A 12,481-nucleotide genomic window follows, 5' to 3' on the forward strand; every position below is an offset into this window, starting at 1 on the left:
TTGAAAGAGTATGAAAAGAATATTATTGTTCGCTATTTGTGCTGTCGTATTCGGGGCTTGTTCCGAGCAGGATATTGAGCCGTTCGGTGATCGTCATGAAATTTATTTCTATAAGTTCTTCATGGACGAGAGGGAACCGGGTACGTCAAAGGCCGATTCCACGGATGTGACTTTCTTTTTTGCCAAGCCGACGGATGACCACGTGATGGCAGATGTGGTAGTGGCATTGGCAGGAAGACCTTTGACGAAGGATCTTCATTTCGGGTTGAAAGTGGTGGATGAGATGACCACAGCAAAGCCGGATGAATATGTTTTGGATGATGTTTACACGTTTCGTGCCCGCGAGATTCCAGAGGGGGACAAGTTGATTTTGGATACGATACAGATTCGCATGAACCGGAGTGCCCGTTTGAATGAATTGCCGGAGGGGCTTCGTCTGACTGTGGAGATCGTGCCGACGGAAGAGTTGTATGTCGGTCAATACGAGAGATCCCGAGCCGTGATTCACTTGACGAAGGATGCCGTGAAACCGGTATGGTGGACGGGTGAAGTTACCGCCGGATTGTTGGGGAATTATTCGTCGTTGAAGTATAAATTGTTCTTGGAGAATGTGCCGGGAGCTTATGAATTAGATGGCGAGATGATCCAAAATTATCCGGATGAGGCGTTCAAACTGACGAAGTTGTTCAAGCAATATCTGGCAGAGAATCCGACTTGGGATGAGGAGCATTATGAATGGATGAAAGTGGAAATTTAATTGATAAACGAGAATGTATGATGAAAAATATAAAACTATATTTTGTATTGTTCATGTTCGGTTGGTTGACCGGATGTTTTGAAGATGAGGGAAACTACACCTATTCAGAGTTAAATCCCCCGATCTGGGTACAAGAATTTAATGAAATATCCCCCAAGAATATATATGGTTATGCGGGTGATGGTGAGGTGATGAAATTTTTAGGTAGCAGCATGTTCCGCTGGGAAGGCGATTCTGCCGCCCGTGCCGCAGAGGTGCGTTACGAGTGGAAAATCGGGGATGTGGTAATTGGTGAAGAATTGGATTTTGAGATACCTACGGATGAATTGGTGGAGAAGATCGGTATGAAACGTTATAGTAACAGCCAAGGAGAGTGGGGAACGTTTAACGTGATCGAGAAAAAGACCGGGGTTGTTTTCCCCGCCCGTCTTTACGTGTGGATTTACCCGAGATTTGCGGTGAATGATTGGTTTATCTTGTCCGAGAATGGCGGGAACTCTAAGGTTTCGGTTATTCGCCGGCGAGTCGTTTCGGAAGCTGGGGAAAAGGTTTGGGGCTACGAGCTGAACGATAATGTCTACAAGCAGATTAACGGGCATGAGGTGCCGGGTAAACCGCTTGATTTGGTGATGGAGACTTCGCGTGACGTGAGTCCCAGTGGCGCTTGCGTGATTCTTACCGATCAAGTGGCCTACGAGGTGAATACCCAGAACATGGAGAAGGTGAGCGAGGTGAAAGATCAATTTTTGGATGGTACGCCTGAGAATTTCAATATTGCCATTATGAAAGAGAAAGCCCCGCAAAGCCCGAGTTTCGGGGAGGGGGCGGCTTCTTTTGTTGCCACGAAAGATGGGCGGTTGTTTACCCGAATGAGATCCGCAAATTATTTGAGCGGGAAGTATCTCTCGGAACCTTATTATATTGATGCGAAGGGATATAGAATTACGAAGATCGGACATTCGTTATATGGAGGGATGATACCCTGCTATGACGAAAAGAACAGAAGGGTTGTGATGGCGACTACTTGGAGGGTAGATGTTAATGAAAGTGGGGAAATGGGAGAAGGTACCTCTGTTTACAAGACACGGGTAATTCCGATCAAAGAGGATTATGCGGTGGAAGTAGCTGGATTCCCGGAAGGGACGGAAGTCCTTTATCTTTCCGCAAAAAATCATATCAGTTGGGGATATGGTGGAACGACAGGACTTTTTACGATTTATTATAACGATCCCACGAGATCTACTGAAAACACGTTTGTTGGTGATTTTTCGTATGATAATAGGAATAGTGCATTGACATATATGGGGTTTGAGCGTTGGTTCCGTTTGCCCGTGAAATTGGATGCCTCTTCGGTTTTTCTTGTCAGTGCATCGCAACGTGACATTAGTGCAGAAGTTAATGCCGCAAAATATAGAGATTTTTATACTGTGGGCAATAAATTGTATTACATACAGCGCAATACGGGTTATTATGATAAAAGCGTGCGGTTTTTAGAGTTCAATGCTGAATTTTCTTCTAAAATTACGTCCTTGGCTTATGCCTATGCCAATTTGGATCAATTGTGGGTAGGTTGTGAAGACGGAAATATTTTTGCTTATGATATAACCAATATAGCCTCTCCGCGGTTGCTCTTTAAAAAGAATGTGGGTGGCAAGGTCGTTTCCATGAAGCAGATCGGCTGGCATACGAGTTTTGAAGACTGGTATTGATGGTCATGATTTTAGGGTGATGAAGATGGTGTAGAGTTTATTGTTTCTAAAAGTTGCAGTCAGGTAATGGGGTGTAAAAGCTTTTGTTGCCTGACTGTGTTTTAATATTGTTTTTTGTAAGTATTGTAGTTATTTTCTTTAGGATTTAAATTGTTGGTAGCCTGATTATTTTGTGTTTTTGAAAAAATAATTGAAAAAAATGGATTTCCCGTTCCCCATGGATATGGATTTTCGTGTTATAGGAGTAAAAGAACGATTTTATAGACAATAAATTTATCTATGATGACGAGAAGAAAAGATGACAAGATGAATGATTCCAGTAAAAACGGGATGTGGCGGGACGGCACTCCTTTTCAAGTGGCGGAGTGGATTGCAGCTTTTCTGGCGGGGGAGTTGGCGGAGGAGGAAGAAAGAAAATTGGCTGAATGGAGAGATCGTTCCGATAAAAACAGGCGATTGTATGAACGTGTGCTGGATGAGGAGAACCGGAAGGCGAAGAAGGAGCGTTTTGCTTCTTTTGATAAGGATGCCGGGTGGGAAGGTTACAAGAGGAAATTGAGCCGTGAAAGAAGGTATATCAACGTGTGGGTACGAGTTGCCCGTTACGCGGCGGTGTTGCTGATTCCCTTGTGTGTGGTATTGTATTTCTGGAAGGAATGGAACGGGGACAAGGACGGTTTGCCGGTAATGGCGAGCCACGTGATAGAACCGGGTGGTTCGAGGGCCTCGTTGACGTTGTCGACCGGTGACGTGGTTGATTTGGCAACAATTTCCGGGAATATCCGGGGTGACGAGGGTATGATCGTGCGGAATAGCGGTAGTTTGCTTTCTTACCGGGACACGACGGGGATGGTGCCGACGGATAGCTTGGTATATAACGTGGTGACGGTGCCGAAAGGCGGGGAGTACCAGTTGGTGTTGAGCGACGGGACGCTGGTATATTTGAATTCGATGACCCGGATTCGTTATCCTGTCCAGTTTGGCGGGGATTCCCGAGAGGTGGAACTGGAGGGAGAGGCTTATTTCGAGGTGGCACGGAACGAGGCTAAGCCGTTTGTCGTGAAGACGGCGTGTTACGACGTGACGGTTTTGGGGACGCGGTTTAATGTTTTCGCGTATCGTAACGAGATCGAGTCGAGTACGACGTTGGCGCAGGGTGCCGTGGCTGTGTCGGGGAAAGGAATTGACGGTTCGAGGAGGTTGAAGGTCGATGAGCGGTTGGTTTTGGATAAAACGACAGGGAAGGTGTGCGTGGAGAAGGTGGATAGTCGTTACTACACGGCGTGGAAAGACGGTAAGTTCCGATTCCGTGATGTGCGCTTGGAGGACATCATGCGGATGGTCGAGCGTTGGTATGATGTGACGGTTGAGTATGACGGCGAGGAGGTGAAAGATTTGCGGTTCGGGTTTAACATGAGCCGCCACGAGACGATCGAGCCGTTGTTGCGAATTTTCGAGTTGAATGGTAAAGTAAAAATAGATAGAATCGGTAAAGTTTTAAAAGTTAAATGCGGTAGATAAGAAAAGCAGGAAATGCCGGTAACATTTCCTGTCCGAATTACCTCCGCTTAGGTAGAGATAATTATTAATGCATTAAAGTGACAAATTTATGGAAAAAAAATCGATGTTTCCGCGAGGTAATCTCGGGAAGTTTAAAAAGTTGTGGCTTATGATGAAGTGTACCCTATTATTTGTTTTGTTGGGGATCACGAGCGTGAACGCATCCGTGTATTCCCAGGCTGGGCAACAAATTTCTATCTCGATGAAAGATTCTTATTTGAAGGATGTTTTGTGGGAGATCGAGCGGCAGACTACTTTCGTGTTCATGTATAACCAGGAGGATTTGGATAAAGCCGGGAAGGTTAGCGTGAATGTCAAGGCCGCAGAAATTGAGAAAATCTTGAGAGAGTGTTTGAAAGGGACGGGTTTGACTTACGTGATCGAGGATGCCGTGATCGTGTTGAAACCCGTGAAGGAGGAAGAGAAGAAGAAAGAAATCCGTATTGCCGGTCGGGTGACGGACGAGGCAAAACAACCTTTGCCGGGGGTAACGGTACGTGTCAAGGGCGTGAATCTCGGAACTGCCACGAATGCCGAGGGACGCTACTCGCTGGCGTTGCCGGAAATGAAAGAGGTAGTGTTGGTTTACACGTTCGTGGGCATGGTTACCCAAGAGGTGAAATACACGGGCAAGGACACGATCAACGTGGTGATGAAGGAGGATAAGGTGAAGATGGACGAGGTGGTGGTGACCGGGTACATGAACGTGCGCAAGGAGAGTTTCACGGGAAATGTGACCACGGTGACGAAAGACCAGTTGATGAAGACGAACAACAAGAACGTGATTGCCGCATTGCAGGTATTCGATCCTTCTTTCCGCCTCAAGGAGAATAATATCTGGGGTTCGGACCCGAACGCCTTGCCGGAGTTCAATATCCGGGGAGAATCGTCTATCGAGATCAACAAGGGGTTGGAAGCTGAGAGAAACCGGCGTACCCAGCGGACGAATTTGAAAGATAACCCGAATTTGCCGATATTTATTCTGGACGGATTCCAGGTGGACGTGCAGAAGATTTACGATATGGATATGAACCGTATCGAGAGCATGACGATTTTGAAAGATGCGGCAGCGACGGCAATGTACGGTTCGCAGGCGGCTAACGGCGTGGTAGTCGTGACCACGGTAGCCCCAAAGCCGGGAGAGATGCGCATCACGTATAACCTTAGCGGAGGTGCGGATTTTCCGGATTTGTCGGATTACAATCTTTGTAACGCAAAGGAGATGCTGGAAGTGGAACGGTTGTCTGGGGAATATACTCCCAATGAAAACAATTCACAATCCTATTGTGACCAGCAATATCATGCCCGATTGAACAATATTTTGCGGGGGGTGGATACGGATTGGTTGTCCAAGCCGCTGCGCAATGTGTTCAACCACACGCATAGCTTGAATATCCAAGGGGGAGAAGAGAGTATCCGTTATAGCTTGGATTTGAGTTACGACAGTAACAACGGAGTGATGAAAGGTTCCCACCGCAGAAGGATAGGTGCCGGCTTGACCTTGGATTACCGACCGAAAAAGTGGTTGCAAATGTTGAATTCCATCACGTATAACCGGACGCAATCGGAAAATTCACCCTACGGGGATTTTTCCCAATACACGACGTTAAAACCTTACGTAGAATTGTACGATGAGAATGGTGAAATGTTGAAAGAAGTTTCTGTCGGGAGCTATAGTGCGACGAATCCGTTGTATAACGTGCATTATTTGAACAGTTTCGATGGACGGGGATCCAATGATGACATCACGAACAATTTTAATGTGAATATGTATTTTTTGGACGGTTTCCAATTCAAGGGTTCTTTTAGCATTCGGAAACAGACAGGAAAAACGACATCGTTTGTTGATCCCCGAGAAAGCTCTTTCGGCGGGACCGGTGATGAGCATAAGGGAAGATTAAGTATTTCCAACAGCAGTGGTTGGAGCTGGAGTGGTAAGGCGATGTTCTATTACAACAACACGTTCTCCGAGCACCATTTCTTGAATGTGACTTTCGGTGTGGATTTGAGCGAGGATAAGAGCGAGTCGTCTTCTTATTCGTTCACGGGATTCGGGTTGAGTAATGCTTATTCCCCGATTTATGCGGCAAGGCAAGAGGATAAAACCAGTGTTTCGTCCAGTAAAAACCGGAAAATAGGGATCTTGGGTGCGGTCAATTATTCGTTTAAGGATATCTATCTGTTGGACGGTTCTTTCCGTTTCGATGCTTCTTCCAAGTTCGGGAAAGACAAGCAGTGGGCTCCCTTCTGGTCTTTTGGAGTCGGCATCAATTTTCATAATTATGCTTTCATGAAGGACAGTTGGTTGGTTTCCACGTTGAAATTGAGAGGTTCTTACGGTAGTACCGGTAACGTGAGCTTCCCGGCGAGTATGGCAACCACGACGTATAAAGTCGATACCGATGCCTGGTATTTCACGGGACCTTCTGCCGGATTGTTGGCGTTGGGAAACCCGAAGTTGACTTGGGAAAAGACCAATACTTTGGACCTTGGTTTAAACATGGGATTCTTGAATGACTTAGTTTCGTTGAACTTCGCATATTATTGCAAGAAGACCACGGATTTGATTGATAATATCAACGTGCGCAAATCTTCTGGTTTTACCTCTTACAGCGTGAATGCCGGCGGAATTAAGAACGAGGGTATCGAATTAGGTTTGAATGCCACGCTTTTCCGTAATAAGGACTGGATGGTATCTGTTAGCGGTACATTAGGACATAACAAGAATGTGATCACGGAATTGGGCGAAGACGTGCAGGCATACAATGCGGCGATATTGAAAGAGTGGGAGAATTTTAAAAATGGTCAAGGTAATAAAGAATATGCGGATCTTTTGACTCGTCCAGTCATTTTGTATTACAAAGGTGCCTCCAAATCAGCTCTTTATGCGGTTCGTTCGGAAGGGATCGACCCGGCAAACGGACGAGAGCGGTTTATCAAGAAAAACGGAATGTCGACCTACACGTGGGATGCCAACGACCAAGTGGTTGTGGGAGATAAAAACCCGGATGCACAAGGGTCTTTGGGATTGAACGTGAGTTGGAAAGGTTTTTATATGAACGCTTCGTTCATGTATCAATGGGGTGCCCAAGCATACAACGAGACCTTGTTGAACAAGGTGGAGAATGCGCATATTTACAAAGATAACGTGGATAAACGCGTGTTGACGCAGCGGTGGGTGAAACCGGGTGATCGTACTCCTTTCTATGACATGGGAAAAAATACGGAAACCCAGGTGACCTCCCGGTTCGTGCAGGACTATAACTATTTTAATCTTAGCGGACTCTCTTTGGGATACGATTTCAATCGGGCTTTGATCTCGAAATATCGTCTGAACACGTTGTCCGTTCGTTTTAATATGAACGATGTGTTCCGGTTGTCGACGGTGAAAGAGGAGCGGGGTACGAGTTATCCCTTTTCACGGAATTATAGTTTTACGGTTAGTATAGGAATTTGATAAAAAAAGCAGTGATATGAAAATATATAGTAGAATATTAGCCATTGTATTCCTGTTGTCGTTCACGGCTTGCGAGAGCTGGTTGGATGTGCAGCAAGAGGGAGAATTTGAGTCGGAGCATTTGTTTGCTGAAGGAGAAGGATACAGAGCCGTGTTGAACGGTTTGTATAAATCCATGGGGGCTCCTAATTTGTATGGTCGGGAGTTGTCGTTTGAGATGCTGGATTGTATGTCCCAACAATATGATTTGAGTGATGATCAGGTGAATAGTAATGATGCGTATAGAGATTTTCAGGGATTCAGGTATTTGAACAATACGACTCGGGATATGATTAACCAAGTGTGGTTGTCTGCTTTCAAGGTGATTGCCAATGCAAATGATTTGATTCAGAATATAGAGCAGGCTTCTGCCGACCAATTTCGGCAAGGCGAGTTGGAGAGAAGTCTGATCATGGGAGAGGCGTATGCCTGTCGGGCGTTGATGCACTTCGATATGCTGCGTTTGTTTGCTCCGGCACCCGTGAATGATGACCAACAGACTTATGTGCCTTATGTTGAAACTTACCCGAATATCTTGGCAACGAGCATACAGGTGACTCCGTTCTTGGAGAAGGTGATTGACGATTTGAAACGTGCCAAAGAGTTGGTTGCCGTGTATGATACCACAGAAGCGGGGAAAGAAGCCAATGCGACAGCGTCGGCACGGACCTCTTTGCCCTCAGGTGCGGATTACGAGGACTTCTTTTACGGACGGGCTTATCGATTGAATTATTATGCAATTGTTGCCTTGCAGGCACGTGTGTATCAATATGCAAACCGTCTTGACGAGGCTTTTGCCTGTGCCAAGGAGGTGGTGGAGGCTGGAACACAAAATGGGGGTAAGGCTTTTTTTACAGATAATTTTAACGGATTGACTTCCGTTGTCGGTGATCCCGATGATCCTAATGGTATTGCAACCTTTGATGCCCGTGGTGATTATAAGTCGAAATCAAGCGTGCTTTTTGCTGCTTATAATAAAAGAGCGTATGAAGATGCCGGTTTAGGAACTTATTTCAGACCGAAAGCCCCAGAGGGAGGTGGAGGAGCTCGTAATGTTTATTTCGTGGTACGGCGTGAGGAGTTATTCAAGAGTCGCGGTGTTGACGAATGGGAAACGGATATTCGTTCCAAAAACCTGATTTTTTATGCTCAAGGTGTGTATATGATTTCGGGTAAGTGGTATGTTCCTTCAAGAAATCCTGAAGAGAGCGAGCATTTGAGGATGTCCCCGGTATTGCGTTTGACAGAGATGCGCTACATTATGGCTGAGTATTATGCCAAGAAAGGAAATTTCGAAGAGGCATACTCTATCTTGAATGACATCCGGGAGAAGCGCGGTTTGGCGAATGTGTTGACCCAGCGAAACAGCTTTGCGGAATTCGTGACGGATTTGGTGGAGGATGCGCGTCGGGAGTGGATTTCGGAAGGGCAGTTGTTCTACTTGTACAAGCGATTGGATGCTCCTTTTGAGCAGAACCGGAAATTGACAAAAAGCGAGGCTTGCTTGCCTTTGCCAGCGGATCAGAAATAAATCAGTTGAACTCGATAAAGAAATGTTATGAAAAGAGGTATATATATATTATTCGTTACGTTTGTGTTGTTAGCCGCTGCTTGTAGCAAGGATGAGATCAACATTTTTAGCGGGAAACATCAAATTTATTTCGATAAATTTTACATGAATGCCCTAGCTCCGGGAACCGAGCAGGCAGATACGACTCAAGCATCCTTCTTTTATTATCCGGATGGGACGAAATCGATACAGGTGAAATTGGCGGTGCAGTTGTCCGGAACGATGTTGGATTCGGATTTGCATTTTGGATTGAAGGCCATAGAGGAAGCTTCTACTGCCCAACCGGGGGAATACACGTTGGAGGAGCAATATACTTTTCATGCCCGTCCCGTGGCAGAGGGTGATAAGGAAATCCGGGATACAATCACGGTGACGTTGAACAAATCGGATCGTTTGGTGTCGTTGGGCGAAGAGGGCATCCGCTTGGTAGTGGAGCTTGTCCCGAATGAAACGGTGGACCTCGGGCAATATGAACGTCGGCGTGCCGTGATCGTGTGGACGAACGTGGAGGGAATTCCCGAGTGGTGGGATTACGAGGTGCGGTATGCCCTATTGGGCGAGTATTCTTACGAGAAGTATAAATTGTTCTTGGAGGTAGTAGAAGAGGCTAACGATTTCAATGGCGAGCTGATCAAAGAGAATCCGGCAAAAGCGATTGATATGGTCAACCAGTTCAAAAAGTGGTTGAATGAACATTTAGATGATCCGGTTGATGGAGAAAAATACCAACGTATATTGAATTCATTGGTTTAATGCTAAAATGAAAGAGTATGAGAAATAGTATAATATTCTTAGGAATCTTCATGTTGGGCTTTTTAACAGGCTGTTTTGATGATGAAGGAAATTATGATTATAAAAAAGTCAATGAACCGAATTGGAAGGAAAATACAATTCAAATGACCGCACGTGCGGGAGAGATAACGAAGTTTAGAGGAAGTCCCTATTTTTCGTGGAGTGTGGATTCTTTACAACGGGCATCGGAAGTGACTTACGAGTGGAAGTTGGAAAACGAGGTGTTGAGTCATGAGGTGGATTTTGAGATGCCGACTAACGAGCTTATTGGGCGGATCGGTTTGGTGAAGATTGAGTCAAAACCTCGAAGTGGTACATTTTCGATCATTGAAAAAAATACCGGAGTTACTTTTGTATTGCCGATATCTGTGACTTTTACACCTACAAATGCTTCGGCAGATTGGTTTGTGTTATCGGAAAACGGGGGAAATTCCAAACTTTCTTTCATCAAGCGTGTTGCGGATGCCGGCATTTGGAGTTACGAGTTGAGAGAAAATGTTTATGCAGAGACGAACGGTGAAGAGCTTGTCGGGACTCCCCAATTTATGAATTATGCTAGTGGGGCCACGCATATCGGGACGATGGGGACGATTACGGTGGTCACTTCTTCCGGGATGTACGAGATTAATTGTGAGAATTTCATGAAGGTGGGAAATTTGGAAGAGGTGCCGTGTGCCGGAAATATCACGGCTCGATATGATGTAAAAGGAACCGACTACGGTTTACAGACTTTTGTGAAAGATGCGGATGGGTTGTTGTATCGCCGGATGATGAGTAAGAATAATTTGATGGGGGCATTTGGTCGGGAACCGATGGTTTTGGACGCCAAGGGATATAGTATTTCACATATTGGTCATTCTTCAACATGGTTTGATCCCATACCGTGTTATGACGCTTTGAATAGACGGGTGGTTACAATCTTATTCACGAAGAGTGGAGCGTTGAAATTTGAGGAATGGTTTCCCGGTTCTGGAATGGGAAGTTGGGTTGAAGATGGCGAGCAATTTCAGATAGCCAATTTGGTATCGACAAAATCAACGGCAAGTATGGAGATTGATGGATGTGCTGAGGTTTGGAATATGCCGGAAGGAACGAAACCTTTGTATCTCTGGTATGTAAAGGAGGCGGGGCATCCTTTTATGGGAGGGAATTATCCGGTTCTTGGGATGATTTACAATGATGTTTCCGGTAAGACTTGGTGGACAGAGTTTGCCACGAATGCGAATACCGGACAGGTGGAAAACAGAAGTGACAATAGACTCATGGAGTTTCCTGCGGGAAATTTGCAAGAAGGAACTCTTTTCTTGACCAGAATAGGATCAAACTATGGAGCACAAAAGCAAGATTACGTATTATATAATAAGGGAAATGAGATCCGTTATATCGATCGTGCTTTGGGATATAGAGATCAGCCATTCATTACATTGGAAGATCCGAATGATCGAGTGACGTATATGGCTTGGGGGGCATACGAGTCCTATGGCAGATTGTTTGTGGGTACGGAAAAAGGAAATTTTATCGTGTATAGTACACCGTATGGTGAACCTTTGACAGTTAATCCTAAAGTGATTAAGATATTGAATGTAGGGGGTAAGGTGGTTTCTTTAAAAGAGTTGAATAATGATACACAAATTATAGATCAGTATTAAAGTAGGATATAAATCATATTGTATGTCAGAATCAATAGTAAAAATAGATCATTTGTCCCATCGTTACAGCGTGCAGTGGGCGATACGGGATATAGATTTTGAAATAACAAAAAATGGTATTTACGGGTTACTCGGCTCCAATGGAGCCGGGAAATCCACGACGATGAATATCATGTGCGGGGTGTTGAAGCAGACGGAGGGGGACGTTTACATCAAGGGGATCAGCGTGAGCAAGAACCCGGTGGAGGCGAAGCGGCATATCGGATTTTTGCCTCAGGTGCCGCCTTTGCACCCGGACTTGACGGTGGAGGAGTACCTGGAGTATTGCGCCGAGTTGCGTCATGTGCCGACCCGCGAGGTGAAGTCTGCCATCGGGGAAGCGATGGAGCGTTGCGGTATCACCCATTTCGCCAAACGGGTGCTTCATAACCTGTCGGGCGGTTACCAGCAGCGTGTGGGGATTGCCCAGGCGATTATCCACAAGCCGGACCTGGTGGTGTTCGACGAGCCGACGAACGGTTTGGACCCGAACCAGATCGTAGAGGTGCGCCACTTGATCAAGGACATTGCCCGGGAGCGGACGGTAATTCTCTCGACGCATATCCTGACGGAGGTGCAGGCGACTTGCGATTATATCCGGATGATCGAGCAAGGGTCATTGGTGTTCTCGGGTACGGTGCATGAATTCGACAACTATATCCAGCCGAGTACGTTGCTGGTGTCGCTGGCGGCGGTCCCCCCGGTGGAAGATATTCAAGCCCTTCCGGGCGTGGTACGGGTGGACGAGTTGGGAGGTCCCCGTTTCCGGATTCATTTCTCGGACGCGCGGGAGGTGATGAACCGGATCGTGGAGGCAAGTTTCACCCGAGGTTGGCAGTTGACGGAATTGCAACAGGAGAAGAGTTCTTTGGATACGATTTTTGCGGAGTTGTCCAGAAAGTAAGGTTA

At 46.0% G+C, this 12,481-nt stretch carries 8 protein-coding genes; all 8 read left to right on the forward strand.

Going from position 1 to position 12,481, the window contains the following annotated elements:
* The first annotated feature begins 10 nt into the window (after window positions 1–10).
* The 8 genes from A3CY_RS0116095 (at window position 11) to A3CY_RS0116130 (ending at window position 12,476) form a co-directional block, all read left to right on the forward strand.
* Window positions 11–757, forward strand: coding sequence for a DUF4843 domain-containing protein (locus tag A3CY_RS0116095; RefSeq protein ID WP_018338965.1), 747 nt, complete (start codon window positions 11–13; stop codon window positions 755–757).
* 17 nt (window positions 758–774) lie between these two features.
* Complete coding sequence (locus A3CY_RS0116100; RefSeq protein WP_018338966.1) at window positions 775–2,466, forward strand: PKD-like family lipoprotein; 1,692 nt, start codon at window positions 775–777, stop codon at window positions 2,464–2,466.
* Between the two features lie 279 nt (window positions 2,467–2,745).
* Window positions 2,746–3,987 carry a FecR family protein gene (locus tag A3CY_RS0116105; RefSeq protein ID WP_018338967.1) on the forward strand — a complete coding sequence of 414 codons (1,242 nt, stop codon included), beginning with the start codon at window positions 2,746–2,748 and terminating at the stop codon, window positions 3,985–3,987.
* A gap of 148 nt (window positions 3,988–4,135) precedes the next feature.
* Window positions 4,136–7,483 (forward strand): SusC/RagA family TonB-linked outer membrane protein, encoded by a 3,348-nt coding sequence (locus A3CY_RS0116110; protein WP_231932289.1) that lies wholly within the window; start codon window positions 4,136–4,138, stop codon window positions 7,481–7,483.
* Between the two features lie 16 nt (window positions 7,484–7,499).
* Complete coding sequence (locus A3CY_RS0116115) at window positions 7,500–9,053, forward strand: RagB/SusD family nutrient uptake outer membrane protein (protein WP_018338969.1); 1,554 nt, start codon at window positions 7,500–7,502, stop codon at window positions 9,051–9,053.
* Between the two features lie 27 nt (window positions 9,054–9,080).
* Window positions 9,081–9,845: a DUF4843 domain-containing protein gene (locus A3CY_RS0116120; protein WP_018338970.1), complete on the forward strand. Its 765-nt coding sequence runs from the start codon at window positions 9,081–9,083 to the stop codon at window positions 9,843–9,845.
* 17 nt (window positions 9,846–9,862) lie between these two features.
* Window positions 9,863–11,533 (forward strand): PKD-like family lipoprotein, encoded by a 1,671-nt coding sequence (locus tag A3CY_RS0116125; RefSeq protein ID WP_018338971.1) that lies wholly within the window; start codon window positions 9,863–9,865, stop codon window positions 11,531–11,533.
* A 22-nt stretch (window positions 11,534–11,555) separates the two neighbouring features.
* On the forward strand, window positions 11,556–12,476 hold the full coding sequence (locus A3CY_RS0116130; protein ID WP_026207768.1) for an ABC transporter ATP-binding protein: 921 nt from the start codon (window positions 11,556–11,558) through the stop codon (window positions 12,474–12,476).
* Window positions 12,477–12,481 lie beyond the last annotated feature (5 nt).

It is taken from the genome of Butyricimonas synergistica DSM 23225, from assembly GCF_000379665.1.
Classification (GTDB): domain Bacteria; phylum Bacteroidota; class Bacteroidia; order Bacteroidales; family Marinifilaceae; genus Butyricimonas; species Butyricimonas synergistica.

What these genes read in the sequence shown, in the direction of transcription:
- A3CY_RS0116095 (WP_018338965.1), top strand. Translation starts at nt 11, where the DNA reads ATGAAAAGAATATTATTGTTCGCTATTTGTGCTGTCGTATTCGGGGCT.
- A3CY_RS0116100 (WP_018338966.1), top strand. Translation starts at nt 775, where the DNA reads ATGATGAAAAATATAAAACTATATTTTGTATTGTTCATGTTCGGTTGG.
- A3CY_RS0116105 (WP_018338967.1), top strand. Translation starts at nt 2,746, where the DNA reads ATGATGACGAGAAGAAAAGATGACAAGATGAATGATTCCAGTAAAAAC.
- A3CY_RS0116110 (WP_231932289.1), top strand. Translation starts at nt 4,136, where the DNA reads ATGATGAAGTGTACCCTATTATTTGTTTTGTTGGGGATCACGAGCGTG.
- A3CY_RS0116115 (WP_018338969.1), top strand. Translation starts at nt 7,500, where the DNA reads ATGAAAATATATAGTAGAATATTAGCCATTGTATTCCTGTTGTCGTTC.
- A3CY_RS0116120 (WP_018338970.1), top strand. Translation starts at nt 9,081, where the DNA reads ATGAAAAGAGGTATATATATATTATTCGTTACGTTTGTGTTGTTAGCC.
- A3CY_RS0116125 (WP_018338971.1), top strand. Translation starts at nt 9,863, where the DNA reads ATGAGAAATAGTATAATATTCTTAGGAATCTTCATGTTGGGCTTTTTA.
- A3CY_RS0116130 (WP_026207768.1), top strand. Translation starts at nt 11,556, where the DNA reads ATGTCAGAATCAATAGTAAAAATAGATCATTTGTCCCATCGTTACAGC.